This window comes from Rhodanobacter aciditrophus (genome assembly GCF_042679525.1).
GTDB lineage: Bacteria > Pseudomonadota > Gammaproteobacteria > Pseudomonadales > Marinomonadaceae > Marinomonas > Marinomonas aciditrophus.
Map to the genome: position 1 here is coordinate 532,252 of NZ_JBHTMN010000007.1, position 25,350 is coordinate 557,601.

26 protein-coding genes are annotated in these 25,350 nt (G+C 48.2%); 12 read left to right on the forward strand and 14 right to left on the reverse strand.

Annotated features, from left to right (window positions below):
* Positions 1 to 4: 4 nt before the first annotated feature.
* The gene (locus ACFQ45_RS07830; protein WP_377366449.1) at positions 5 to 904 is read right to left on the reverse strand and encodes a LysR family transcriptional regulator; all 900 of its coding nucleotides are present in this window, start codon (positions 902 to 904) and stop codon (positions 5 to 7) included.
* A 96-nt stretch (positions 905 to 1,000) separates the two neighbouring features.
* Between ACFQ45_RS07830 and ACFQ45_RS07835 the strand changes: the two genes are divergently transcribed.
* On the forward strand, positions 1,001 to 1,726 hold the full coding sequence (locus ACFQ45_RS07835; protein ID WP_377366450.1) for an NAD(P)-dependent oxidoreductase: 726 nt from the start codon (positions 1,001 to 1,003) through the stop codon (positions 1,724 to 1,726).
* Here ACFQ45_RS07835 and ACFQ45_RS07840 read toward each other — a convergent pair.
* The gene (locus ACFQ45_RS07840) at positions 1,704 to 2,366 is read right to left on the reverse strand and encodes a DUF1826 domain-containing protein (RefSeq protein ID WP_377366451.1); all 663 of its coding nucleotides are present in this window, start codon (positions 2,364 to 2,366) and stop codon (positions 1,704 to 1,706) included. The genes ACFQ45_RS07835 and ACFQ45_RS07840 overlap by 23 nt on opposite strands.
* Positions 2,363 to 3,574 (reverse strand): zinc metallochaperone GTPase ZigA, encoded by a 1,212-nt coding sequence (gene zigA, locus ACFQ45_RS07845; protein ID WP_377366452.1) that lies wholly within the window; start codon positions 3,572 to 3,574, stop codon positions 2,363 to 2,365. The genes ACFQ45_RS07840 and zigA overlap by 4 nt, the downstream gene beginning before the upstream one ends.
* 239 nt (positions 3,575 to 3,813) lie before the next feature.
* On the opposite strand from zigA, the gene ACFQ45_RS07850 reads away from it, so the two are divergent.
* Both ACFQ45_RS07850 and ACFQ45_RS07855 read left to right on the forward strand, forming a co-directional pair.
* The gene (locus tag ACFQ45_RS07850) at positions 3,814 to 5,103 is read left to right on the forward strand and encodes a dicarboxylate/amino acid:cation symporter (RefSeq protein ID WP_377366453.1); all 1,290 of its coding nucleotides are present in this window, start codon (positions 3,814 to 3,816) and stop codon (positions 5,101 to 5,103) included.
* Positions 5,104 to 5,348: 245 nt separating this feature from the next.
* Positions 5,349 to 5,798, forward strand: coding sequence for a PA2169 family four-helix-bundle protein (locus tag ACFQ45_RS07855; RefSeq protein ID WP_377366454.1), 450 nt, complete (start codon positions 5,349 to 5,351; stop codon positions 5,796 to 5,798).
* A gap of 84 nt (positions 5,799 to 5,882) precedes the next feature.
* Here ACFQ45_RS07855 and ACFQ45_RS07860 read toward each other — a convergent pair whose 3' ends face one another.
* Positions 5,883 to 7,805, reverse strand: coding sequence for a methyl-accepting chemotaxis protein (locus ACFQ45_RS07860; RefSeq protein WP_377366455.1), 1,923 nt, complete (start codon positions 7,803 to 7,805; stop codon positions 5,883 to 5,885).
* Between the two features lie 217 nt (positions 7,806 to 8,022).
* On the opposite strand from ACFQ45_RS07860, the gene ACFQ45_RS07865 reads away from it, so the two are divergent.
* Complete coding sequence (locus ACFQ45_RS07865) at positions 8,023 to 9,060, forward strand: histone deacetylase family protein (protein ID WP_377366456.1); 1,038 nt, start codon at positions 8,023 to 8,025, stop codon at positions 9,058 to 9,060.
* A 25-nt stretch (positions 9,061 to 9,085) separates the two neighbouring features.
* On the opposite strand, the gene ACFQ45_RS07870 is transcribed toward ACFQ45_RS07865, so the two are convergent.
* The gene (locus tag ACFQ45_RS07870; RefSeq protein ID WP_377366457.1) at positions 9,086 to 9,514 is read right to left on the reverse strand and encodes an Rrf2 family transcriptional regulator; all 429 of its coding nucleotides are present in this window, start codon (positions 9,512 to 9,514) and stop codon (positions 9,086 to 9,088) included.
* 128 nt (positions 9,515 to 9,642) lie between these two features.
* Here ACFQ45_RS07870 and ACFQ45_RS07875 point away from each other — a divergent pair, with 128 nt between their 5' ends.
* The gene (locus tag ACFQ45_RS07875) at positions 9,643 to 10,554 is read left to right on the forward strand and encodes an NAD(P)/FAD-dependent oxidoreductase (RefSeq protein ID WP_377366458.1); all 912 of its coding nucleotides are present in this window, start codon (positions 9,643 to 9,645) and stop codon (positions 10,552 to 10,554) included.
* A gap of 31 nt (positions 10,555 to 10,585) precedes the next feature.
* Here ACFQ45_RS07875 and ACFQ45_RS07880 read toward each other — a convergent pair whose 3' ends face one another.
* The 3 genes from ACFQ45_RS07880 to mtgA all read right to left on the reverse strand — a co-directional run bounded on the left by ACFQ45_RS07880 (position 10,586) and on the right by mtgA (position 14,370).
* Entirely contained in the window at positions 10,586 to 12,514 is a 1,929-nt protein-coding gene (locus ACFQ45_RS07880; RefSeq protein ID WP_377366459.1) for a B12-binding domain-containing radical SAM protein, read from the reverse strand.
* Positions 12,515 to 12,594: 80 nt separating this feature from the next.
* Positions 12,595 to 13,671 carry an acyltransferase family protein gene (locus tag ACFQ45_RS07885; protein ID WP_377366460.1) on the reverse strand — a complete coding sequence of 359 codons (1,077 nt, stop codon included), beginning with the start codon at positions 13,669 to 13,671 and terminating at the stop codon, positions 12,595 to 12,597.
* A 21-nt stretch (positions 13,672 to 13,692) separates the two neighbouring features.
* Positions 13,693 to 14,370 carry a monofunctional biosynthetic peptidoglycan transglycosylase gene (gene mtgA / locus ACFQ45_RS07890; protein WP_377366461.1) on the reverse strand — a complete coding sequence of 226 codons (678 nt, stop codon included), beginning with the start codon at positions 14,368 to 14,370 and terminating at the stop codon, positions 13,693 to 13,695.
* Between the two features lie 159 nt (positions 14,371 to 14,529).
* Here mtgA and ACFQ45_RS07895 point away from each other — a divergent pair, with 159 nt between their 5' ends.
* Positions 14,530 to 14,958 (forward strand): DUF4174 domain-containing protein, encoded by a 429-nt coding sequence (locus ACFQ45_RS07895; RefSeq protein WP_377366462.1) that lies wholly within the window; start codon positions 14,530 to 14,532, stop codon positions 14,956 to 14,958.
* On the opposite strand, the gene ACFQ45_RS07900 is transcribed toward ACFQ45_RS07895, so the two are convergent.
* The gene (locus tag ACFQ45_RS07900; protein WP_377366463.1) at positions 14,955 to 15,434 is read right to left on the reverse strand and encodes an Lrp/AsnC family transcriptional regulator; all 480 of its coding nucleotides are present in this window, start codon (positions 15,432 to 15,434) and stop codon (positions 14,955 to 14,957) included. The genes ACFQ45_RS07895 and ACFQ45_RS07900 overlap by 4 nt on opposite strands.
* Before the next feature lie 110 nt (positions 15,435 to 15,544).
* On the opposite strand from ACFQ45_RS07900, the gene ACFQ45_RS07905 reads away from it, so the two are divergent.
* Positions 15,545 to 16,477, forward strand: a complete 933-nt coding sequence (locus ACFQ45_RS07905) for a DMT family transporter (RefSeq protein WP_377366464.1) — start codon at positions 15,545 to 15,547, stop codon at positions 16,475 to 16,477.
* Here the strand turns inward: ACFQ45_RS07905 and ACFQ45_RS07910 are convergent.
* Positions 16,474 to 17,421, reverse strand: a complete 948-nt coding sequence (locus ACFQ45_RS07910) for a DMT family transporter (RefSeq protein ID WP_377366465.1) — start codon at positions 17,419 to 17,421, stop codon at positions 16,474 to 16,476. The genes ACFQ45_RS07905 and ACFQ45_RS07910 overlap by 4 nt on opposite strands.
* Positions 17,422 to 17,550: 129 nt before the next feature.
* Here ACFQ45_RS07910 and ACFQ45_RS07915 point away from each other — a divergent pair, with 129 nt between their 5' ends.
* Complete coding sequence (locus tag ACFQ45_RS07915) at positions 17,551 to 18,039, forward strand: Lrp/AsnC family transcriptional regulator (protein WP_377366466.1); 489 nt, start codon at positions 17,551 to 17,553, stop codon at positions 18,037 to 18,039.
* Between the two features lie 12 nt (positions 18,040 to 18,051).
* On the opposite strand, the gene ACFQ45_RS07920 is transcribed toward ACFQ45_RS07915, so the two are convergent.
* Positions 18,052 to 18,927 (reverse strand): LysR family transcriptional regulator, encoded by an 876-nt coding sequence (locus ACFQ45_RS07920; protein WP_377366467.1) that lies wholly within the window; start codon positions 18,925 to 18,927, stop codon positions 18,052 to 18,054.
* Between the two features lie 104 nt (positions 18,928 to 19,031).
* Here ACFQ45_RS07920 and ACFQ45_RS07925 point away from each other — a divergent pair, with 104 nt between their 5' ends.
* Together ACFQ45_RS07925 and ACFQ45_RS07930 are read left to right on the forward strand one after the other, a co-directional pair.
* A complete protein-coding gene (locus ACFQ45_RS07925; RefSeq protein ID WP_377366468.1) occupies positions 19,032 to 19,349 on the forward strand; it encodes a DMT family transporter in 318 nt (105 codons plus the stop codon).
* 160 nt (positions 19,350 to 19,509) lie between these two features.
* Positions 19,510 to 21,132 carry a PAS domain-containing sensor histidine kinase gene (locus ACFQ45_RS07930; protein ID WP_377366469.1) on the forward strand — a complete coding sequence of 541 codons (1,623 nt, stop codon included), beginning with the start codon at positions 19,510 to 19,512 and terminating at the stop codon, positions 21,130 to 21,132.
* A 72-nt stretch (positions 21,133 to 21,204) separates the two neighbouring features.
* Here ACFQ45_RS07930 and ACFQ45_RS07935 read toward each other — a convergent pair whose 3' ends face one another.
* Both ACFQ45_RS07935 and ACFQ45_RS07940 read right to left on the reverse strand, forming a co-directional pair.
* Positions 21,205 to 22,410: a CocE/NonD family hydrolase gene (locus tag ACFQ45_RS07935; protein ID WP_377366470.1), complete on the reverse strand. Its 1,206-nt coding sequence runs from the start codon at positions 22,408 to 22,410 to the stop codon at positions 21,205 to 21,207.
* Between the two features lie 159 nt (positions 22,411 to 22,569).
* The gene (locus ACFQ45_RS07940) at positions 22,570 to 22,977 is read right to left on the reverse strand and encodes a pyridoxamine 5'-phosphate oxidase family protein (protein WP_377366471.1); all 408 of its coding nucleotides are present in this window, start codon (positions 22,975 to 22,977) and stop codon (positions 22,570 to 22,572) included.
* Positions 22,978 to 23,107: 130 nt separating this feature from the next.
* Here ACFQ45_RS07940 and ACFQ45_RS07945 point away from each other — a divergent pair, with 130 nt between their 5' ends.
* Complete coding sequence (locus ACFQ45_RS07945; protein WP_377366472.1) at positions 23,108 to 23,698, forward strand: GNAT family N-acetyltransferase; 591 nt, start codon at positions 23,108 to 23,110, stop codon at positions 23,696 to 23,698.
* On the opposite strand, the gene ACFQ45_RS07950 is transcribed toward ACFQ45_RS07945, so the two are convergent.
* Positions 23,671 to 24,213, reverse strand: coding sequence for a cysteine hydrolase family protein (locus ACFQ45_RS07950; RefSeq protein ID WP_377366473.1), 543 nt, complete (start codon positions 24,211 to 24,213; stop codon positions 23,671 to 23,673). The two genes, ACFQ45_RS07945 and ACFQ45_RS07950, sit on opposite strands and share 28 nt — an antisense overlap.
* Before the next feature lie 190 nt (positions 24,214 to 24,403).
* Between ACFQ45_RS07950 and ACFQ45_RS07955 the strand changes: the two genes are divergently transcribed.
* Positions 24,404 to 25,258, forward strand: a complete 855-nt coding sequence (locus ACFQ45_RS07955) for an ABC transporter substrate-binding protein (protein WP_377366474.1) — start codon at positions 24,404 to 24,406, stop codon at positions 25,256 to 25,258.
* Positions 25,259 to 25,350 lie beyond the last annotated feature (92 nt).

Consider the following 25,350-nt stretch of genomic DNA (forward strand, 5'->3'; position numbering starts at 1 on the left):
TGGGTTACAGCGTCTGTTTTTCGAACCATTCTCCGATCAATGCAAATACCTTATTTATGCGGGGGCTGGTCCTTAGCTCCCTGTGTGTGACCAACCAAAGGGGTAAGGTCATTACTGGACCAAACCCTTGGAATGCTCGGTTGAGACGAGGTTCGTTATCACCGATAGCCTCTGGGAAAAAGCCAAGTCCATGCCCTCGTAATACCAGTTGCCATTGCAGGGGTTGAAAGCTGGTCACCAATCTAAAGTTGGCAGTACTGACAGGCCAACCTAAGGGAACTAGATGGTTGATGAGTTCGTCATTACGCTCAAATCCGATAATCTGCATGCCCTGAATAGCAGCTTTGGTACGGTTAGTTGCAAATTGGGCAAGGTAATCTGGCGTGCCGTAAAACCAGATGGGCTCATCCATTAATTTGCGTGCGATCAGATCTTCGTCCTTTGGTCTAAAGCTGCGAATGGCAATGTCTGCATCTCGGCGTTTGATATCTGAGACCTGATTACTTACATGAATGGTTAGCTCGATTGTTGGAGCCTGCTGACATATGTAGTCCACCAAGTCTGGTATGCGAAACAGAGCGTCAATTTCACTGACAGAAAGGCTGACTTCTCCTTCCAAAGATTCCGTTAAACCAGCCACTGCAAGACTGACATTTTTTGCACAAACGCCCATAGGTGCAGCGAATTCTAATAGCCGTTGACCTGCGTCGGTAAGTTGCAAGCCTGTGCTCAGGCGCTCAAACAAGGTCACTTTAAGAGACTGTTCCAGCTGATAAATCTGGCGACTTAAGGTGGGTTGTGTCATGCCAAGGTGGATAGCCGCCTTAGAAAATGAGCCTTCTCGAGCGGCAGTTATAAAGCCTTTTAAAGCATTCCAATCCAGCTGTTCATAATTCATTGCCATGCAAAAATGTATATCCGATCTTTAATAATGGGCGATTTTTAAAGGATAAAGGTAAAAATATACTTCTCCTATACAAAATTATAGGAGGTAGTCCATATGTTTTCACATGCGCATCACACCATTCATAACAAGCCCCATGTGGCGATTGTAGGGGGTTCAGGGAAACTTGGGCGTTACATGATTGATGAATCCTTGATGCAGGGGTACCGTGTGACGGTGATTTGCCGCCCGCAAAGCGTGACTAAGTTGGCCCTTTGGGAAGGGTTGATTGACGTTGTGCCAGCCTATACAGATGACCAAGGGGCATTGACTAAGGCCTTGGCTGATGTGGATGCGGTACTAACCGTTATGGTCTGTTGGGGGGTAAACGGCTACGCCACACACACGGTTGAAGCGGTGTTAAACGCTGCGCCAAAAGAGGCTCGTTTGGTGTTCTCCGGAGGTTGGCATTTGAGTCGGGACGGTTTGGATCAGTATCCTTTGAGCTTACGCTGTTTTGCTGCGGTGTTTGGTTCCCTAGCTCGTTGGTTAAGGTTTGCAGACTTGCGTGATCAAGAGCGCGCCGCTAAGACGGTGTTTGAGTCTGGCCGTGATTGGACCCTTGTTCGTGGTAGTGATTTAGAAGAAGGGGAGAGCGAAGGCTTACCGGTATGGGCAGAGCATGTGGGGGATCCTCGTATTGCGCACAATCGAGTCCGCCGTATCGATTTTGCTAAGTTTATGGTGGCGGCGATTAAAAACACGGGCTTAAGTCAAAAAGCGCCCGCCATTGCGAGCACTCGATTGTCTAGTCAGCGGTTTAAAAGATTGGGTCAAGGGTGAGCACAAGGCGCTGCTCCCCAGCGGGAATAGTGGGCGAGCGATGGATAATCCCTGCCCCCTGGTTACCCGGCCAGCCTTCACCTTTTAATAGGGCCACATCACCAGAAGCGATGGATTGAATCTGATCTGTGGATGTCATAAGTCCGGATTGCTCATCCGGTAGTCCGCCATTGCCACGTCCTAGTTTGCTGCGATCCGCATCTTGATGGGCCAGCCATTGGGTCGCGGGTCCTTGGTAAGTCGTAATCAAGCGGCACACCACTTGATCCACATGAAAGCGCGGGCAAGAGGCACGATCGACCACTTCTAATCGAAGGCCCACGCTATCGCAGCCCATTAAACAGCAAAACGCATCGGTTAATTCTGAGATGTCATTGATGAGCGGCTCTAGGTTATCTGTCTTGCCAAGATGGCGAGTTAGAGCTTTGCTCACCGAATCCGGTGTCACTTCTTCCCGAACATTTAAGTGAGGACTTCTATCTGAGAGCTTTTTGGTGGCTCCAATAAGTGACTCAGATTGCTCCCTCTGCCACGTGACCATGTTAATCGTCGCACGGTCGATTTCGGCAAGTCCGATGAGCTCGGATACAAACTCTGATTTAGGGTTGTTGGTAATGGGAAATGCCTGGGCTAAGCTCATGCGGATTCCTCCCAAGCAGGGAAGGGATCATTGAGGGAGTGCCAGTAGTCCACGCCTTTTAAAACTTCTTCTTCGCTCAGCAAACAAGCATTTAGGGCGGCTATCATCTGGTCCTTTTTCAGGTTTTGGCCGATAAAGACTAATTCTTGGCGCATGTCTCCAAAGGGTTCATGCCAATGCTCCATGATCATTTGGCGGGATTCTTCGTCCTGAGGCCAGCGATCCTCCGGTACGGCACGCCAAAACATACCTGCGAAACCATAGTGAGCAATGCCCCCGGCTTGGCTCCATTGCCCAGCAAATTGAGGACGTGTCGCCAACCAGTAATACCCTTTGGAGCGGATCAATTTGCCATAAGGTTCCGTGTTATGTAGCAGGTTATAGAAGCGCTCCGGGTGAAATGGGCGGCGAGCCACATAGGAAAAGCTTGAGATGCCGTATTCTTCGGTCTCGGGAGTGTGTTCCCCTCGCATTTCTTTTAACCAACCTGCTGCTTGTTGTGCTTTCTCAAAGCTGAATTTGCCTGTGCCGAGGACTTTTTCAATGGGGACGTTACCGTGCTGCATAGGCACGATTTCAGCAAGGGCGTTTAACGAACGTAAGATAGCTTGTAGCTGCTCTAGCTCTGCAGGGCTGATAAGGTCGGTTTTGCTGATGAGCAGCATGTCGGCGAATTCCACTTGGTCAACCAACAAGTCTGCTACGCTGCGCTCGTCTTCCTCCCCTAAGCTTTCACCGGTTTCTTGTAGGGATTTTGCGGCTTCGTAATCTTTCATGAAGTTAACCGCATCCACTACGGTAACCATGGTGTCTAGAGTGGCTACGTCAGATAGGCTGATGCCGTCTTCGTCCGTAAAGGTAAAAGTCTCTGCCACGGGCAGTGGCTCTGAAATACCGGTGGATTCGATGACTAGATAATCAAACTGGCGGGCATGGGCCAAACGGCTCACTTCGATTAATAAGTCTTCTCGCAAGGTGCAGCAAATACAGCCATTACTCATTTCTACGAGCTTTTCTTCACCACGGTTGAGTGATACTTCCTGATGAATTTGCTCAGCATCGATATTGATTTCACTCATGTCATTCACGATTACAGCCACACGCAGCCCCGCGCGGTTGTTTAGGATATGACTTAGTAGGGTGGTTTTTCCTGCGCCAAGAAAGCCGGATAAAACCGTGACGGGTAATTTGGGGATATCGGTAGTCATTATGCTCTCCTCTCGAATATTAATGTTATAACATAACATTAATATTCAGTTAAATAGCCAAGAGTCAGACCAGCTCAGACCACGATGGGAAATGTGCACAGAACGTAGAAGTTGATTCGATTTGTGTCATTGAGATGACATTAACTACCGATTGTACACATTTTGTGCCAAATTTTAGTAAGAGAGGCATTACGTCAGGTAAGCGTCGCGAAAGGTTTTGATCGGATAGGGAGATGTCTATGAGTGTCACTATGAAAGTTTTGGTGGGGATGGTGCTGGGTATTCTGGTAGGGCTCGTCATTAATTTGACGGGGATGAATGCATCAGGATCTTGGGCCAATGCTTACCTCACTGAGGGGCTGTTTAGCGTTGTCGGCCAGATGTTTGTAAATGCGTTAAAAATGTTGGTGGTGCCCTTAGTGTTTTTCTCTCTGGTCTGCGGTGTGTGCGGGATCGGAGACGTAAAATTACTAGGGCGTATTGGCTCCAAGGCCTTCTTGCTGTACCTCCTTACTACAGCGATTGCTATTGCTTCAGCCATTATTATTGCTGCGGGCTTTGGTATCGGTGAAGGTATGAATGCCAGCTCGGAAGCTAACTTTTCAGGCAGAGAGTCGCCACCGTTAACTGATGTGATCGTTAGTATTATTCCTTCTAACCCCATTAATGCCATGGCCCAAGGGGATATGTTGCCAGTGATTTTCTTCTCCATCTTGTTTGGTGTGAGTATTTTGATGGTGGGGAAAAAGGCAGAATCCGTCAGTGATTTTGTCGAAAAACTGAACGAAGTCATGATGAAAATGGTGACTGTGGTCATGGCGGTTGCTCCCTATGCAGTGTTTTGTTTGATCGCTCGTGCGATAGCCAATTTAGGGATGGAGTTACTCGGTCAACTATTGGGCTATGTGTTAGTGCTCATTGGTGTGCTGATGTTCCATTTGTTCATCACACTGCAGGTGGTGCTCAAGTTGTTTTCTGGACTTAGCCCGCTGACATTTGTTCGCAAGATTCGTAACGCTCAAGTTTTTGCTTTTAGTACGTCCAGCTCCAACGCCACCATTCCTGTTACTTTAAGGACGGTGACGGAGCGAATGGGGGTGCGTAACTCGGTGGCGTCTTTCACCGTGCCTTTTGGTGCGACCATTAATATGGATGGTACGGCGATCATGCAGGGTGTCGCGACCGTGTTTATTGCCAACATCTATAATGTCGATCTTGGGATGGGCGGTTATTTAACGGTCATTCTGATGTCCGTTTTGGCATCTATTGGTACGGCAGGGGTCCCAGGTGTGGGGCTGATTATGTTGTCTATGGTGTTTGCTCAGGTCGGTTTGCCGATCGAAGGGATTGGCTTAATCTTAGGTGTGGATCGTTTGCTCGACATGATACGTACGGCGGTCAATATCTCTGGGGATGCGGTGGTGTCTGTGGTGGTGGCCAACAGTGAAGGCCAAGTTGATAAAGATGTGTACAACGATCCAGAAGCTGGTGCCATAGGAGAGGTTCATATTGGGCAACAGCCTAGCTAGTTAGATGCATTAAGCGTGAGATAAAAATCCCAGCCTTGGCTGGGATTTTTTGTGCTAAGTGTTTTATCAGAGGCTGGGTAAGTGACAACAAAGTGTGAGGATTGGCTGCAAACATGTAGCAAGCTTGCAACCTATGTGAAGCCTCGCCAGTACGGTTGAAATCCCTTGGCACATCTTCAAATCTATAAATGCGAACGGTAAATATTCATTCATTAAATCGCACAGTGATAGATAAGGAGGAAGCCATGCTTCAGCAAACAGAATCTGTACATCACATCACGGACATTATTAAAGTCATGAACAGCGGTATCGAGTTTTACCAGAAGGCAAAAGAGAAAGTGGATGACCAGAGTTACCAAGGTTTTTTTAATCGCATGATTGATGCGAAAGCCAAAGCTATTTTTGAGTTGCAGCCATTTGCTGTAGAAGAAAAAGGTGATCTTGAAACAGGCACTGACAACTTGGTTAAAGCGCGGGAAACTTACACCCAAGCGGTGGCGAAACTGTCTTCCAACACCGAATTTACTTATGTGGACCAGCTGGAAGAAGTGGAGGATCGTGTTCTGGAAGAACTAGACGATGCGTTGTCTAAGGAGCAAACTCCTGAATCTGAAGCGGCACTACTGCGTATTAAGGTGCAGGCTAAAGAATGTCACGATGAAATGAAAGCGCTGCAAAATGGTATTGTTCACTAAGAGCTTCATTTGAACAAAGTGCTAGACGAAAAAAGCGCCCGATGGGGCGCTTTTTTATTGCCTGTCGTTGGCTGGTGATAGGGCCTACTCGACTCGGTATTTTCCAAGCTTGCTGTTTAGTTGATCCGCTAGGTGGCTAAGCTGTTTGCACGATTCCATAGTGGCTTGAGAGTAGGACGTGCTTTCCTCACCAGAGCGTTTAATGGATTCGATGTTTTGACTCACCTCGTTAGACACCTGACGTTGCTGATCCGCTGCGCTGGCGATCTGAGTGTTGTAGTCAGAGATTTGACGTACCGATTCCAGTACAGAAGTCAGCATTTCACCTGCGTGTTTAGCACTGTTGACACTTTCTAATGCACCACGTTTGTTGTTGCTCATTTGCTCGGAAGCGTCTTTGCCGCCACGTTGCAAACGCTCAATCATGGTACGGATCTCTTCAGTGGAGGCCTGTGTCCGGCTCGCAAGGGAGCGCACTTCATCGGCAACGACTGCAAATCCTCGACCTTGTTCACCGGCACGGGCTGCCTCGATGGCGGCGTTCAGTGCCAATAGATTGGTTTGTTCAGCAATGTCGCTGATCACTTCCAATACCTTGCTGATGTCTTCGCTGGCATTGACTAGCTCTTGCACCACTTGGCTAGAGGTTTCGATAGCTTGGGCTTGGGTCTCAATGCTAAGAATGGTTTGACTCAAGGTTTGGTTCGCTTGAGCGACACTGTCGTTAGCGCTGAGAGCCTGTTGTTCTGCTGCTGCAGCATTATTCGATACATCTTCTGCGGCAATACTCATTTGATGCGTTGCGGCGGAAACTTGCTCCACATCAGAGGTTTGGGCCATGACCGCACGGCTCGACTGGGCGGATGTCTCTGCTAAGGTCTCGGATGAGCGAGTAAGGGTTTGTACATCGGCTTTGGCTTCTTTGATCGTATTTTGAATTCGATCCAGCAGGGCATTAAAGCCAGAAGCCATTTGTCCTAGCTCATCTTTGCCATGGGCGTCAAAGCGTGTTGTCAGATCACCTTCGCCTTCCGCAATGTTTTTGATGGCGCTGACATAGTTGCCCAATGGACGACCCACTAGGGTGCGAATCAACAAGCTGATGATAATGATCAATACGAGACCGATCGCGATCACAGCTAGCGCCGCATTGATAGCCTTGCTGGTGGATGCCGCACTCACTTCACTGTTTGGGTAAGCCATAACGATGTCGTAGCCCCACTTAGCATAGGGTAAGATGTCAATGGTCCAGTCTTGGGTTTTGCCAGAGATAACGTCTTGAATAGCGTCACTGCTTAAGTGCTCAGAATGAAGGCGTACGTTGCCTTTTCCATCACGTAGGGCAATGAAGCCGCTGTCCAGAATTTTGGTTTTATTAATAACGGATTCCAATGCTTTCAGGTCAGCGGAGTAGCCCACGTACCAGATGCCGATGGTGTCATTGCCTTTTTTAATCGGCGCGTAGCCAGTTAAGTATGGGCGACCTAAGATATCTACTTGACCATAGTAAGGCTTCCCTTGATTGATGGCTTTAATGGCTTTACCTGTGGGAGCCAAGATGGTGCCGGTTGCTCGACCGCCTTTATTGATAACGTTAGTGCTCACGCGAACATAGTCTTGACCATCACGGCTAAATAGAGTCGCTGTGCCGCCCATGACAGCGGTTAAACCATCAACGAGATCGTAGTTGTTGGCCTGGGGTTTGTCTCCCAGCAGTAGGTTAGGGGGATTGCGCTCTCCCACTTTGACGGGGCTACCTTGGCTTGGCTGGCCAATCGCCATACCGCGCTGTTGCAGTAGCTTCATGCTGCTTTGCACCTGTGCGGATACTAGAGTGTCAGTGACATCTAGCAAACGAACCATCTGGTCACCCAGCTGCTCTTTTTCATAAGCAATGGCGACCTTTGTTTGGTTGTTAGACAGACCAACCACAACGGCGATCATGATGAGGGTAACGATGGCAATGATGGCTGCAACCGTTAGGGTAAATTTCTTTTGAAGACTCATGGGTAGGGCTCCGATCAAGCACACACTGTTTGAGTATAGTTATATATTTAAGAGCCATTCTTTACCTATGCAGATTTGTAACAGTTTTAAGAGGATTTGTGCGTGAAGCTAACAGACTGTCACAAGGGAAGAATGGTGTTGGGTGCAAGCAGTTGCCTTGTGAAGATCGAAGACCTTATATTGAACCATTGAGCTAGCAACTTAAGGATATGGACTCATGCATTGCTTTCTTTCGGACTCTTACCGTGATCACAATCCTAAATATGAGTACTTTCGTGGGGAGAAGGTGCCTTGTTTTGAGTCAGTGGAGCGCTTGGATAACATCGTCAAGGCATTACAGGCTCGAGGACATAAAACCGTTTCTCCCGATCACGATGCAACAGGTGTGATCCATACTCTCCATGACCCTGTTTATGTCCAATTCTTGGAAACAGCGTGGCAGCAATGGTTGGCGTTGGATCCTGCCAATGAAGCTCTGCAACCTTTCCCGTCTGTCTGGCCGACGCGCACCCTAAGAGACGATGTGGTGCCAGATAATTTCATTGCTAAGTTGGGGCTGTATTCCATGGATAATGGCACCCCATTGGCTCAGGGCACTTGGCGAGCCGCTAAGTCTGGGGCCGATGCGGCGGTCAGTGCTGCCCAGTATTTACTGAACGGTAATGGGAGTGTGTTCAGCGCCAGTCGGCCACCGGGACACCATGCTGGGCGAGATTTTATGGGGGGGTATTGTTTTCTAAATAACGCCGCCTTAGCGGCCCAAACCCTTTTGGAGCAGGGTATGAAAAAGGTCGTGATTCTCGACATCGATTACCACCACGGTAATGGCACCCAAAGTCTGTTTTACGATCGTGATGACGTTTTGTTTATCAGTCTTCATGGGGACCCTAAGACCGAGTTTCCGTTTTACTTAGGTCACGGGGACGAAGCCGGAGAAGGTAAGGGCGAAGGCTATAATATTAATTATCCCATGCCAGCTGGAACGAACTTTGACCAGTGGTTGCAATGTTTAGAACAAGCATTAGAGAACATTCACAGCTTCCAGCCAGAGGCTTTGGTGATTTCTCTAGGACTGGATACCTTTGCGGAAGATCCCATTTCAAAATTCACCATACAGAGCGATGACTTTTTTAAAGTGGGTCACAAGCTTGCGAGTTTGCGGCTGCCGACGGCTTTTATCATGGAAGGGGGTTATGCCACAGAGGCTTTAGGGACCAATGTGGTCAATGTACTTGAAGGGTTTGAGCAAGGCTAAAGGCTTTATTTCTTAGCTTAAGGCTTTATCTCTTAGCTAAAGCGGCTTTGAATTCAACCGTCAGCTCAGACAAAGGCACTTCCCCAAAGCGTTTGAGTAACACTCCTTCTGCTTCATCCATGGCTTCTTTTAACGTTCGGTTTACCGCGTGCTCGATAGGGCATTCGGTATGCTCGTCCGTCAAACCAATAGTAAAGACACTGCTGTCACTTAATGTTTGGTGAATGTCCAACAGGGTGATATCTCCCAGTGCTTTTGCCAGTGACCAACCACCACTGTGCCCCTTGATTGATTTCACATACCCCTGCTCCCGTAACAAAGCCATGGTACGCCTGACTACCACTGGGTTTGTGCCCAGCATCTTTGCCAAGGTGTCTGACGTTACCGGATGTTCAAATGCATCCAAGTGAATGAGGACATGGAGTACTCGAGAAAGTCGACTGTCTTTGCGCATGATGTCACCTCATAGATAGGGTTCTGAGTCTATCACGAAACATTTAATGTTACATGTATTGCGTTTGAGGGTTTTTAAATGTAACAATAAAAGTTACTTAATAGTTGAAGCCTGTCTTGGAGGCAAATATGACCTATGACGTAATCATTATTGGAGGCAGCTTTGCAGGGCTGTCGGCGGCCATGCAATTGGTAAGAGCCCAGCGGAAGGTGTTGTTGATCGATGGGAACTCTCCCCGAAATCGTTTTGCTAAAGCATCCCATGGGGTGTTTGGTTTGGATGGTAAAAGTCCTGCTGAAATTCGTGAAATCGGTCTAAGCCAGTTGTACGCGTACCCTACTTTTGAACTTTGGGAAGATTTAGTAGAAGGGCTGGAGCAGTGTGCTGAGGGGTTCTCTGTTATCACGCAATCAGATCGGCAAGCCAAAGGTCTGCGAGTGATCTTGGCGTCAGGCATTCGTGATCGCCTACCTGAGATTGACGGCATCGCTGAATGTTGGGGCGAGAGTGCTGTCCATTGTCCCTACTGCCATGGCTATGAGCTTCGCAATCAAAATCTAGGGGTCTTGGCGACCACGGAGATGTCATTGCATCAGGCCGCCATGATTCCTGATTGGGGGGCGACAACGCTTTTTACTCAAGGGGAATTTGAGCCAGAGGGGGATATGGCTGGCCTGCTCAGGCGCCGGGGTGTCACCATCGAGCGAACGCCTGTAGTGCGGGTGATCCATGTGGGGAAACAGGTCCAAGGCGTGGTGTTAGCCGATGGTCGAGAGATTCCCCTAGGGGGACTTTATGTTGGGCCACAGATAGAAATGAATACACCTTTGATTGAGCGGCTAGGTTTGGCAATGCAAGAAACGCCCATGGGGAATGTGGTCAAAGTGGACGAGATGAAAGAGAGCTCCATCAAGGGATTGTTTGTGGCGGGGGATCTGTCTAACCCAATGCAAAGCGGCACCTTGGCGGTGGCATCCGGTATGTTTGCGGGAATCTGCGCCCACCGCTCGTTGATCTTTGATCCCGCATTGAGTACTTAAAATCTAACGTTAGGTCCGTCGCCAGACAGCTCTAGCTGCTGGCGATGAGGCTACTGAAAGCTTTGCTGATTAAGTCTTTCTTAACTGTGGTGCGGCTGACTGATTGATCAAACCAGAAACTCATAGGTTGATCATAGCCAATGCCGTGCATGTAGTTGTACAGGGCTTTACGCAGGCCATTCCCTAGCATGTCATGATCTGTGCCAGTGGGATCAAAGAAGTCCACATCATTTTCTGCAAATAAGGTCTCAGGGCGTTCTGCCAGTGTGATGCCATATTCTTCTGGATGAATGCCGATGGGGCTGTGGATCGTGGCCGCAAAGCGATGCCAGTAGGCGGATTGGAAACAGCCTTGGGACATCATCTGGCGCACCATTTCAAGGGCATCCACCGTCTCTTGTTCTGTTTGTGTGGGGAAACCATACATCAAATAGGCGTGTACCAAGATGCCAGCATCGCTGAAGCCTTTGGTCACCCGTGCCACCTGTTCGACGCTGACGCCTTTCTTCATGAGTTTTAGCAGTCGGTCGGACGCTACTTCCAAACCGCCGCTGACCGCTATGCAACCTGAGTCCGCCAGTAGCTGACATTTTTCTGGGGTAAAGGTCTTCTCAAACCGGATATTGCCCCACCAGCTGATTACAACGCCCCGTTGAATCAAGCGTTCTGCCAGAGCGAATAGCGCCTTAGGTGGCGCAGCTTCATCCACAAAGTGGAAGCCCGTTTGACCGGTTTCTTCAATCAGCTCTTGAATACGGTCCACAAGGATATCTGCCCCTGCATAATCATAGCGCTCAATATAATCGAGGCTGACATCACAGAAGCTGCATTTCTTCCAGTAACAACCGTGGGCAATGGTGAGCTTATTCCAGCGGCCATCGCTCCAAATTCGATGCATAGGGTTGAGCATCTCACACAGGGACAAATACTCCGTCAGGGGCAAGCCATCGTAAACGGGGGCACCTACTTCTGTTTGCGGAATGTCGTGCAGCGCTTTGTTGTCATTAAAGTAGACAAATGGCTCGCCAGTTTCGTCTTCTGCTAAAAAGTAGGTGCGCACAAGCTCGTCCACTTCCCGTTGGCCATCAAAGTATTCCAACAGGGTGATAAATGGACGTTCCCCATCATCTAGACAAATGAAGTCCACAAACTCAAACACCCGAGGGTCTTTCAGAGCGCGCAGCTCTGTGTTCACAAAGCCTCCGCCCATGACCACAGGAATGTCAGGGTTAATCTCTTTACAGGTTTGCGCAATACGCAACGCCCCTAATACGTTACCGGGAAAAGGTACTGTTAAGGCAATGACGCTGGGTTGGGTTTCTTCTAAATAGACTTCAATCAACTGCTCAAGGATCTCCGAGCTAAAGCTAGGTTCCCCCATGAGCGTATCGTACAGGTCATCAAAGGTGGGATTGGCTGCAGCCAAACGCTCGCCGTAGCGACTGACCTCAAAATAAGGGTCTACCCCTTGGGTGATGACAGAGGATAAGTCATTGATAAATAAAGTCGCTAGATACTTAGCTTTGTCTTGGACTCCCAGATCTCCAAAGGCTTTGGTGAGCACATCGCCCGAAACCGATTCCATCTGCTCGATGGCATCGAACGCAGGCCCCTCAGGCAAAAAACGACGGGAGTTAATGCGCATGGCAAGACTGGAGTCCTTGCCCTGTAAAAAGCGAATAACGGGCTCGACGCACAGCTTATAGCGGTCAAACTCCGCTAAAAAGGTATAAATCACATCCGGCAGCTCGTCATCCTCAAACTGCTCAAAGTTTTCTTCTACATGCTGACGCATGATGTCGAGACCCTGTCCCGTCATCATCTCCAAAAACAACTCAATGGCAGGATCTCGCTGCACTGCTTCATAGCCCCGAGACCGCAAAAAGCCAGTCAAATAGGCTGTCGCCGGATACGGCGTATTCAGCTGGGTCATAGGAGGAGTCATTAAAAGAACAGTCATAGGGAGCCTTCAGGGTAGCGCCAATCGAAAGGAGGCTATCTTAACAAATGGCGGTGTGAAATGCGCCGCGTAATTGTAGCTTATCTATCTGAAGAGCTTAGCTTGAAATGCCTAATAAAAGGCTTTTCCAGCCCATGCCAAGAGCCTACCGCACACATTAGTGTCACCATTGTTGATATCACTAAGAAGCTACTGAAGGAGAGTGTCGGCCAGATGGCCAGTGTGCTCTGTTGAATCATAAAGCCATAGATATAGGTGCCGTACGAATAATCCCCTAGGCGGTTAAAACGTCGAATCACTCCATTAGGGCGATAGGCGAGCCAGAGGACACTGTAAACAAGGCTTAGGCAGAAGCCGGCGAGCCACAGTGGTGTATTTTGTAAGACGAGAGCCACCAGCCAAAGCCCCAGCATAAATGGCAGGTTTAGAACGAGAGCTCTTCTGGCCAAATAGCTCAGAGCCCCCGCAAAAAAGACGCAGACGAAGACCAGCATAACCCCTGCATCATCGTTGCGGTGTTGAGTGGCGATACTGCCAAACAGACTGAGTATTATCAGCAGAACAAGGCCAATGGTAAGCATTAGGCTTTGGGGATGTTGGCGAGGGAGCAATGGCCAGCGTTCGATAATCAGGTGAATTAGGCAGTAAGCCATGGCGGTCATGACGTACAGCCAAACTTCGATGGGCAAGGTCCAAAGGGAGGCGTTCACATTGTTTGGGAACGGAGCATTACTGAATACCTTGGGGAGGTCAAATTGGGTATGGATGCTCAGCAAGTTTAGGTTCTGCCAATATTGCCAAGTGTTTGGATGGCTGAAATATTCTGAGGGCAGCAGGGTGCTTAAGGAGGGACCTACAATTAACACAGTTATTGCCACTACAAGGCATAACGCCGGAAATAAGCGCACCATGCGTGCGATGGCATAGCGCTTCAAGTCTTGGCTGACGAGTAAACTGCGGCAAATCAAAAAACCGCTGATGGCAAAAAAGACTGCGACAAAAAGGTGATCCAAACGAATGTGAAAAATCTGCCAAGGCAGCGGTTCACCGGTATAAACCAAGATACTATGCGCCCATAGAACGCCCAGCGCACAGACCATACGGAGCAGATTAAAGTTGTTGTCTTTCGACTGACTTAGATCTGTGAGTGAAGGCATAGCAATCGATACAAGCGTTCGTTACTCCAGCACTGAGTTTAAATACCCTGTGCCTAATTGATCCATCTGGCGCTCCACCCATGTCACCCGTTCCCTCAGATATGGGGTGAGGTGGTTCGGGTCTCGCTCTTTCGGGTTGGGGAGCAATACGGCCAATTGGGCGGATTGTCTGGGCGTGAGGCGTTTCGCAGTTTTACCAAAGTAATGTTGGCTGGCGGCTTCTACTCCGTATATGCCGGGGCCAAACTCTGCAATATTGAGGTAAACCTCAAGAATACGTTTTTTCCCCCAGAGGGCTTCTAGTCCTAATGCAATCCCTGCTTCTAGGCCTTTGCGAATATAGCTTCGACCGGGCCATAAAAACAGGTTCTTGGCGGTTTGTTGGGTAATGGTGCTGGCGCCGCGTAAGGTTTCCCCTTCGTCTCGTTGGGTGATGGCCTTACTGATGGCTGTGAAGTCCACACCAAAGTGATCAGGAAAACGCTGATCTTCCGAGCCAACTACAGCTAAAGACACATGGGACGGCAGGTGCTGTATGCCAACCCATTCATAAGTGACAGGCGTTGGGCTCTGCAGCATAAAGGCTGTGGTCGGCGGGGGGAGAAAACGCAAGATCAGTAGCAATACGACAATCAATAAGGCCAAACGCCAAATCACATACCATATCCAACCGAATACACCTCTTTTACGTTTAGCCATTCCCAGTCCCAAGTCATTAATCGTTATAGGATTTAAGCACTGGTGATAGAGCTTTTAAAGAAAAAATGTATCAACGCTCTAGTGTAAAGAAGTAATTTTGGTTGATCTGTGTACAGTTGGATTGCGTAACGCCCTTTAGTATCCATTAAGGAGGTGTTTATGAAACGTTACCTAATACCCTGTGCACTCGCCGCAGCAACACTCGCACAGACAGCCATGGCCAGTAATGGTGAATTAACCAGTTTAAAAGATTTGATCTGGGAGAACCGCATTATAGTGGCGAACAGTGAACAAAACCGCGATGAGCTGACCGATCTCTTTAGCCAAGAAAATAACGGCATCATTGATCGGGATGTGATCTGGTTTGTGTTTTCTGATGATGAATTACAAACCAATTATCCAGGCACTGTGAGTCCAAGTTTATTAAACCGCGTTAAGAGCCAGTACCAACTGAGTGACAATGAAGTCATTTTGATTGGTAAAGATGGGGGCTTGAAAGAACGTATTTCTGGGTTAGATCTGGATCGTTTATTTGGTGATATCGACCGTATGCCAATGCGTGTGCGAGAAATGCGTAACCAACCTTAACTCCCTCCCACCAGCAATGGCGCTTGGCGGCGTTTGACTGGGGTGGATTTGACGATGGAGGTGTTGGTTTCAGCAATCTCGCACACGCGATTGAGAATCTCGTCGAGCTGGTGGATGTCGGTCAGGCAGAGTCGGGCATAAAAGCAGTCTTCTCCGGTGACTCGATCGCATTCGATGAACTGTGGGATCGATTGGATCAATTCTTCCAGCTCTTTTAGCTTGCCTGGCAGTTGGCGCATGCGCACAATCGCCTGCAGCGTATAGCCGATTTGCTCGGGATCTAAAGTGACCGTGTAACCTGAGATAATCCCTGCTTCTTCAAGGCGTTTTAGACGTTCGTTTACGCTGGGGGAGGACATATTCACAGCGCGGCCAAGCTCCGCTATGCTCATGCGCGCATTCTCATTGAGAAGCGAAACCAGCTTCGCATCGATACCGTCCAATGCTCTAACTTCGTTTTTAAGGTTACTTCGCATTTTTGCCTCACGTTATAAATGTTATGAGCTGGTTTTACATAGTTTTATCTATGCCAATGCCCGTTGAAAGCCTCTAATCTTATGCTTATTCAACGTTAGGAGATTAGAGCGTGAAAGTAAATGAAATGACCAAAGGGAATCTTGAGATGATTCTCGCCATGATGCTGTCAGGCACCATTGGCTATTTTGTGGTGCATTCGGGACAGTCGTTTTGGAATGTGGTGTTTTTTCGTTGTGTGATCGGCGGTGGCCTGTTGTTGGCTTATGCCTTCTATCGAGGGGTATTACCCGAAGCGCTCAAGCAGCGCAGTATCTTGCTGCTCGTGCTGTTGGGCGGGGTCACCTTGGTGGCGAATTGGGTGTTTTTGTTTGCTTCCTTCTCCTATATCCCATTTTCCATCGCAACGGTGGCCTATCACACCCAGCCATTAATGTTGGTGTTGGCGGGAGCGTTTTTGTCGCGCCAAGCCCCCACGGGCTCCCTGATCTTTTGGCTGATCGTCTCCTTCACGGGACTATGGTTCGTCATTGAGCTGGATATGGCGGAAGTGCGCAGTTTGTTGCAAGGGGACAGTAATTCTTTTGAAGCCGTATTGGGGTTAGGTTTAGCATTGGCGGCTGCATTGTTATACACGGCTACTACCTTGATCACAAAGCAGGTGCGCAGTGTGCCGCCCTATTTAGTGGCTTTGATTCAAATGGGAGTCGGGGTGCTGATGTTGTTGCCTTTTGTGCAATGGGAAGCCTTGCCATCCAATAATATTGCTTGGTTGGATTTATTTATCCTTGGGGCTATCAATACCAGCTTTATGTACATCATCATGTATGACGCATTTCAGAAGCTGCCGACGAACTTGTTGGCGATCCTGTCGTTTATTTATCCAATAACCGCCTTGTTTGTGGATCATATTGCCTTTGCGACCCATATTTCCTTTTGGCAACTAGTGGGGGTGGCTTTGATTCTATTGTCTGTTTGTGCCGTGAAGTTTGACTGGTCGTTGCCTAAATGGGGGCGTCAATCTTCCACTAAAGGCGTGTCTTAAGCGCCTTTTGCGGACTTCCAAGTAACACAGACAATCCCTCCCAGAATAACCACACCTCCGATTAATAGGGATGCGCTTAAAGGTTCCCCTAAGAATATAGTGGAAGTGAGCAGCCCAATCACAGGGACACCGAGCATGGCATTCGACATGCTCGCTGAGGAAAGCCAGCGCCCTGCCGCGTTAATGGCAACAAAGGAAAACGCTGTGGCCAGAGGCCCCACATACAGCATCACCCACCAGAAGGTCGGACTTAGATCCCCTGTGAAGCCCCCTTCAATCCAGTAGGCCAATGGCAGCAAGCACATGCTGGCTAAGAGCATCTGCCAAGGGGCCAGCTGATAGGCGCTAGCCTCTGTCTGGTGATGACGAATGTGTAGGATGCACACGGCCCAGCACAGGGAGCAAAACAACAATAAAGCATTGCCCTGCACGGTTTGGCTGTCTTGCCAATTGATCTCCCCAGGATTCAACATAAGCATGACACCTGCAAAGCCGACGATGGTGCCGGCCAGTTGGCGTGGGCTGAAGCGTTCTTTGAATAGGAACATAGCCACCGGAGTGACCCATAAGGGCGTGGTGTAACCCAAGATAGCGGATCGCCCTGCTGAAACACTCAACATGGCGATGGCACCAAGGGCGGTAAACATCATCATTTGAATCAAGCCAACGCTGGCAATGATGGGAAAGTCTCGACGCTTTGGTAGGACTAAGCGACCTGATAGCGCCTGTAGCAATATCAAGCAGATGCAGCCAGAAATAAATCGCACAGCGGCAAACCAGATAGGGGGAATGTGGTTTAGGCCAAGCTTCATGACCGGCCAATTTCCTCCCAATAAGGCAATGCCTAGGACAAATAAGGCGATCATTTTGAAATGCTCGGCCTGTTGTGAGGCGAGGCCAAGCCCTGAAAAAGGCGCTGTGGGAAAGGTAGATGTTTTCTGCATAGATCACCTGTATTGCTGATCCATACATTGTAAGCAGTTAGGGTGAGTTTTATTTTCTGAGTTTTTTGTTGAATTTATCTTAGGTAGTAATTATTTTCTTCAATAAATTACTTTTAGAGAAAATTTATAATGGTTAGCTTGGATAAGACGGATATTCGTATTCTTTCGTACATGCAGGAAAATGCCCGGATCACCCACGCGGAGTTAGCCAAGGCGGTGAATTTGTCGACCACTCCCTGCTACAACCGAGTCAAAGCGTTGGAAGAAAAAGGGCTCATAAAGCAGCAAGTGACTCTGCTGGAAGCAGAAAAGCTTGGTTTAACTTTAAACGTATTTATCCATGTGACCTTAGAGAAACAAGTAGAAGAAGCACTGAAATGCTTTGAGGACGCCATTGATGATCGCCCTGAGGTAATGGAGTGCTATCTGATGACAGGTGACGAAGACTACTTACTGCGGGTGGTGGTGGCGGACATCAAGGCCTTAGAGCACTTCATCCTGCAGTACTTATCCAAAATCCCGTGTGTGGCGAGTATCCGCTCAAGTTTTGCCTTAAAACAGGTGCGCTATAAAACGGCCCTGCCGTTGCCAGAAGGCGGTTTAACCTTGTCACTTTAAGGTGTTTTGGGTTTAAAAGGCGTCTTTGAAGGCGTTCAATAACCAGTGTAGCGCCGGCCCTATGGTGGCTCCCTTTGGCCAAACGAGATCCACGGGGACTTCCCAGGTGCGTTGGTCAAACACGGTTTGAATGGCGATTAAACGCTTTTGTTTGAGTTCGCTTTCGATCTTATGTTTGGGCAGATAGCCCCACCCAATATTCTGTTCGATTAGAGTTTGTGCCGCACTATGGCTCGAACTCCACCAGTTATTGGGGCTCATGCTAACCAAGCTCGCAGGCTCTACTTTTTGGTGGCCGCGCACAGTGATCTGACGGTGGGGGAATAAATCCGTTTCTGTCACACCGGAATGCGTCGCCAACTCGTGCTCTGGGTGACACACTGGCACCATCTCCATTTGCCCAATATAAGAGAAGGCCACTTCTTTAAAGGATTCCACTTCTGAGGTCATCAAGCCCAATACGCAATGGCCTTGTTGTACCTGTCGAATGATGTCAGGAGAGGGCAAAAGCACTAGATCCAGCTGGGTATGAGTGAACTTTTGCGAAAACTCCCCCAATACCTGCAAAACGGTTGGGGTCATCAAACCATCGTCAACGGCCAAACGCAGGGTGCCTTCTTCTTGTCGGTTGATGGCCTTAGCGATCAGCTCGAACTCTTCTGATTGAGTGAGCAGGGCTTTAGCGCTGCGGTACAAGCGTTCCCCTGCGGGTGTGAGAGACGGTTTGCGAGTGGAGCGGTCAAACAGTTCAACGTTTAAATCTATTTCTAAATTACTAATGCCATGACTGACAGCCGATTGTACTTTGCCCATATGACGAGCACAGGCTGAGAACGAGCCGAGATCAGCGGACAAGACCAACATGCGAAGGTGTTCTAAGTTTTGCATATATGAATTTATTAGATAGTAATTAACTTTAAAGCATCGTATATCCAGATAATATGACCGTCAAATTCACAAGCGTCTTAGGAGCTTATTCGGAGGTAGCAAGTATGGCGTGGGTATATTTGATTTTGGCAGGCTTAACGGAAATAGGCTGGCCTTTAGGTATGAAGATCGCACAAACATCCGCTGTGAAATGGCCCGGTTTAATGATGGCTGTGGTTTTCATGGTGGTCAGCGGCACGTTTTTATTTATGGCGCAAAAACACATTCCACTGGGGACGGCTTATGCCGTGTGGACGGGGATTGGTGCTGCGGGTACGTTTTTAGTGGGGGTGATGGTGTTTGGTGATGCCACCTCTTTGATGCGTTACATCGGCATTCTATTGATCATTTCAGGGGTTGTAGTGTTGAAACTGGCACACTAAACCATAGTGTTTTTTCTAAGGGCAGGCTGCTTCCGTAGTCTGCCCTTTTTTGTGATTACGTTAATTACAATTTTGGTTACATAACAAAGTGGCATTTCTAAGCTTATTTGCTAGTTTGAAATCTGACTCTTCCTTCCTTTTATCTAGGGATCACTGCCCCATGAATGATGTGACGTCGCAAGAAAGTGGCTTTGAAAAAGTTTTTCGAAACTCTAAAGACGGTTTGGCGCTTTTCAAAGAAGGTGTTTTCTTTGACTGTAACCAGTCCATGTTGGATTTGGTGGGTATAGAAAATGAAGAAGACTTTTTCGGATTAACGCCTTTTGACTTGTCCCCTGAATACCAGCTTGATGGTCGTACCTCCTTAGAAAAAGGCACAGAGAAGATCGAGCAATGCCTTCGAGAAGGCAGTGTGCGCTTTGAGTGGTTGCACAAGAGGTTTAACGGTGATCTGTTTTGGTGTGAGGTGATCATCACCAAACTTATGCTAAATGGCGAAGAGGTCATTCATTGTAACTGGCGTGATATTTCTGAGAAAAAGAACCTCGCCTTAGAACTGGCCCAGCAAAAAGAAACCTTCGAGACCCTGTTTAACGAATCCATGGATGGCTTGAGTGTGTTCGATGGTCAAAAGTACATTGACTGCAACAAGGCCTTTGTTCGTATGTTTGGTTTTAACAGCAAAGAAGAGGTGATTGGGCTTCATCCAAAGGATATCTCCCCAGAATTCCAAGCAGACGGTAGGCCTTCAAAAGACGCCGCTAAAGAGATTATCTTTGATTCACTGCATAAAGGTGGTGTGCGTTTTGAGTGGGTGCATTCAAAGAAAGATGGAACCGAATTTTGGACCGAAGTCATTGTTACTAAGGTGACCTTGCAGGGGGCGGATCTTATCTATGCCGTCATTCGTGACATCTCGGAAAAGAAAGAGCTAGAGCTGCAAATCAAAGAGCGTAACCTTGAGCTGAAAGAGTCAAATGTCGTATTGGAAAATATGATCGAAAGCCTACAACAAGCCCAAGAAAAACTGGTTGAGTCAGAAAAAATGGCCAGTCTCGGATCCTTGGTCGCAGGGGTGGCCCATGAGATTAATACTCCTATTGGCGTGGGTTTAGTGGGTATTTCCCAGCTTATGGATGAAAGCGCCGCCATTCGCAAACGTTACGAATTAGGGCAGCTTACCGAGACCGATTTCGAAGATTTTCTAAATAACTCCAATGAGCTGTCAGGTATCGTAAATAAAAACCTCGAGCGAACGGCCCAATTGGTAAAAGGCTTTAAGCAAATCGCCGTAGACCAAACCAGTGAAGACGAACGGCAGATCGATCTAAAAGCTTACATCGAAGAAGTCGTCTTTAGCTTGGGATCACTGACCCGTAAATCCAATGTCCAAGTGGCAGTGGATTGTCCTGACAGGGTGCAGGTGGTCACTAATCCAGGGCTTTTATCTCAAGTACTGACCAACATGATAGTCAATTCTATCAACCATGGTTTCGTTGATCACACGTCCGGCAATATTGTGATCTCGGTGAATGAATGTGGGGATAAGACTTTTAATCTGCGTTACAAAGACGACGGCAAAGGCATCAGTGCTGAAAACCTACCTAAGATTTTTGATCCTTTCTTCACTACCAACCGTGGCAAAGGCGGTACGGGTCTGGGGCTGAATGTGACCTATAACATCATTACTAATGCCCTAGGAGGCTCAATCAAGTGTTACAGCAAGTTGGGTGAAGGGGTTGAGTTTGATATGCGCATCAAAGTCAAACAACACATCAAGTAGAAACCGATTCAGTCTCAAAAAAGCCCCGCATCAGGCGGGGCTTTTTTATAACCTATTGCTCTTAAGGTGAGACTAAGCGAGGCTGCTTTCAAAGAATTGAGTGATATTGTCGAACGGAATTTTATCCAGTTGATCGTATAGATCCGTGTGGGTCGCGTTCGGAATGATCATTAACTCTTTTGGCTCCGCCGCAGCAGCGTAAGCGGTTTCGCTAAAGTAGCGGGAATGAGCCACCTCCCCATGAATCAACAACACAGGACGTGGTGCGATTTCCGCAATGTAAGTCAGAATGGGAAGATTCATAAAAGACAGAGGCGTAGTCAGTGTCCAAGAGGCATTGGAGTTGATTGCACGAGGGTGAAAACCACGGTTTTCTGACTTGTAGTAATCTGCGTATTCCACCACAAATTGCGGCTCACCACCTTGTAACTCCAAAGAAACAGGGCCGTAGGCTGGCTTACCGTTTTCCACATCACTCCAACGCTGTTGGCTTAGTTGCTCAAGGGTTTGCGTGCGCTGCTCTTGGGTCATACTGTCGTTATAGCCCTTCGACATCACTCGAGTCATATCGTACATGGTGCTGGCAACAACGGCTTTGACTCGTTTATCCACGGCAACAGCGCTCAGTGCCATGCCACCAAATCCACATATGCCAATAACGCCGATGCGCTCGCGGTCCACATGGGCTTGAGTGCCAATACAATCCACTGCTGCGCTGAAGTCTTCGACGTTAATGTCAGGAGACGCAACGTTTCGGGGAGCACCACCACTTTCACCGGTAAACGAAGGATCGAAAGCCAAGGTAACAAATCCACGCTCGGCCATGGTTTGTGCGTACAGCCCAGAAGACTGCTCTTTCACCGCACCAAATGGACCGCTTACCACCAGGGCCGCAAGACTGCCATTGGCATTTTTAGGGGTGTATAAATCGCCCGCCAAAGGAATGCCGTAACGGTTTTGGAAGATGACTTTTTTATGGTCAACCTTGTCGCTCTTAGGGAAGGTTTTATCCCAGCTATTGTCTAAAGACAGACTGGTAGCACTCTGGGCAATGGCAGGGCTTGAAGCCATTGCACTCACTCCCACAGCAGCCAAGCCTGCACCTGTCATCTTAAGCAGGTCCCGGCGCTCGGCATTGTGAGACACTTCCTTATCGTTAAGGGACGTGTGTTGTGTTGGGTTATTAATACTCTTGTTCATAGGCACCTCATCCAATGGGTCAACATGAAAATACTGACTCTTATTGTTGCTGTGCATGGGGCAAAAGCTGTAGTTCATTCCTCTTAACTTCTTGCCAGATAATCCAGCCAAAAGTGGTTTAAATAAGGCCAATGGTGCAATGGTTAGGAGAAAGAGTGGGAATAAAAGCCCCTAAGGGATCATGCGGTTTGAGTTAAATGCATGATGGCCATTAGGGGCTGACGAGCGGTGAGTGCTCTAGGCGATTTGTTGTCCAGCGGTAGGGCCAGATTTTAGGGTGTAGACTTCATCGACTTTGATCAAGACAGCGCACTTTGGTGTTTTCATGCCGTTATCTGCGGCGTATTGAACGGCATTGTCATAAAAAACACCATCAAGATGGACTTCTGGTGTGCCCACAAAGCGGTAGCCGTCTAGGTTGGGGCGATCGATCACTGCAATGGCGATTTTTGAGCCTTGCTTGATGTTTTCTAGGGTTTGGCCGCCTGTATTTTCGTTAAAAATTAGATGGTTGCCGTCATAAACACGCAAGGAGCGTTTAGGGCCGATGTTTGGCATGCCGGACTCTTTAATGACGGTTGCCAAGATAGGCGTTTGCTCTGCCAACATGGATTGCATTGCATCGTTAAGTTTTTGATCGGACATTTGCTTACTTCCTTTGTCGTAATGTTAAAGATGATAATCTAAATCAAATGCAACTGATTGTCATTACTGTTTTGAGATGGTGATCTTCTGTTAACATAGAGGTTTGTTTAGGGAGCCAAGAGCGCACAAGATGGATATCAAGATAGAGCCAATGGCTGAACACCATGTGGCAGCGTTAGCAAGGATAGCTAACAATCAGCAAGTCAGTCGTACCAGTGGTGTGCCAGCCCATTGTTCTGAAGAACAGGTGCAAACATGGCTACAATCCAGCCGAGATTTTTTGGCGGATCCAAGTCAATCGGAAGAGTTGCATTGGGTGATTGTCTGGCAAGGCCAAGTAGTTGGCTGTTGTATTTTGAAAAAGCTCCATCGCATTCAAAACACAGGGGAATTGGCTTATTGGCTGGGGGAGCCTTTTTGGGGCAAAGGAATCAGCGAGTGCGCAGCTCGTCTGTTACTCACGTTTGCCTTTGACACCTTAGGATTAGAGGAAATGCATGCCCATTGCCTAAAGTGGAACAATCCGGCATCCATTAAAATCTTAACCAAGCTTGGCTTTGAGGCGGATCTTGATCGTCCAGACTTAGCCGTTGCTGGGCGCTTTGAGCAGTTTGAAGGGGATGTTTGGACCTTTTTTAAATTGTCTCGACGCCGCTGGCGACTAAGTCAAAACCTGTATCAAAACCATAAATCTCATGCCCCAAGAAACACTTCGCTGTGAACCACTTGAGCGTATTCACCATCAAGGTTCGCTAAGGACATGGCATGCACCTCTGCTGCGCTGTGAGGGTTACCAAAGTAGTCGTTTTTGGCAAACGTAAAGCAGGCATCTTCCACGACATAGACGTCATACCCTAGATTCCCACCAGTGCGAGCAGTGGCTTCTACTGAATTGTTGGTAGCCACGCCGGTGATCACAAGCTCATGACTGCCAAGGGTTTCGAGAACCTCTGCTAAGTGGTTTTGTGTGAAGGCACAGGGTACGGATTTTTCCAGTCGGGTTTCTTTGTCTTGTGGTTGGAAGTCAGACTTAAGGTTAAAGCCCGATTGGTGCGGCCAAAAGACGGAGTCCGGCTCCTTGGATCTATGTATCACATGCACCACTGGCCAGCCCTGCGCTCGCCAATGAGATAAAAGTGAGAGCATCACTTGTTCTGCATTTGGGTTATTGCGAGGCCCTAATTTAGGATGATCGATCCCTTCTTGCTGGTCGATGATTATCAGAGTTTTCAACATTCGTGACAGTCCTTAAATCTAAGTGGATAAATCTACTCCCTATCCACAGGCTTGTTAAGGCTTTGCAGTCGTTTCAGGTTTTGAAACGGTATGTTCCCGATACAGACAGCTGCCGATGGGCAGGATGTGAAATAATGAGATCAATTCTCAATGAAGAATTGATTTCATTATTACTCTAGAGGAAACGGATATGATCCTAAAACGTGCCATCGCCGTCAGTGCGATCCTATTAGCCAGCCAAATGGCGAGCGCAGCAGAATATGCCAAAGTCGTGAGCTATGATTTTGGCAGTATTGATACCTTGCATGCTCTGGGATTAAGCGATGTGGTGGCAGGTGTGCCTAAGCAGGGACTGCCAAATTACTTGAGTGAATTTTCAGGTGACCAGTACGCCGACATTGGTGGCTTAAAAAATCCTGATGTGGAAGCTCTAAAATCCATTCAGCCTGATCTTGTTCTAGTCACGGGTCGCCAAGGGAGCAAGATTCCAGAGTTGGAAGCCCTGTTTAACGTGCAAAATGTGGGCGCCCAAGGAGAGGATTACTGGACTGGCTTCAGTCAAAAGGTAAACGACTTGGCGGCGTCTTTTGATAAAGAGTCCGAAGCGGCGACGGCATTACAGGCGCTGAAAAAACAGATCGATCAGGTCAAAGGGTCTAACAAATCGGTTGTTGTTTTGACTCACAATGGCGGCAATGTGAGCCTTCGCAATGATGGCGTGGTTAACGACCTGCTGGGTCTGAAAACTCCCACCCTTCCAGAAGGTGTAGAAACCATTAAACGTGGTGCCCGCAGCTTCACACCTCTCACAGCGGCCAATGTGGCAGCTATGAAACCTGCAGTAGTGATGATTGTAGACCGCAGCGCGGCCATCGGCGCTGAATCTGGCGCCATGGACATGGAAAGCTTCAAGGCTGAATTGGCTGCAAACGGTGGCTCAGACATCCAAGTTGCTTATCTTGAACCAGAGCTTTGGTACTTGTCAGGTGGTGGTCTAGAAAGCCTCAAACTGCAAGTAGCAGAAGTTGCGAAAGCGCTGAACTAAGACCGTTTTAACTTTTAAAAAGCCACCTTAGGGTGGCTTGAAGACCCCAGTAAAGACGGGCTATGTCGCTTGTATTCTGGGGTTTTTGCTTT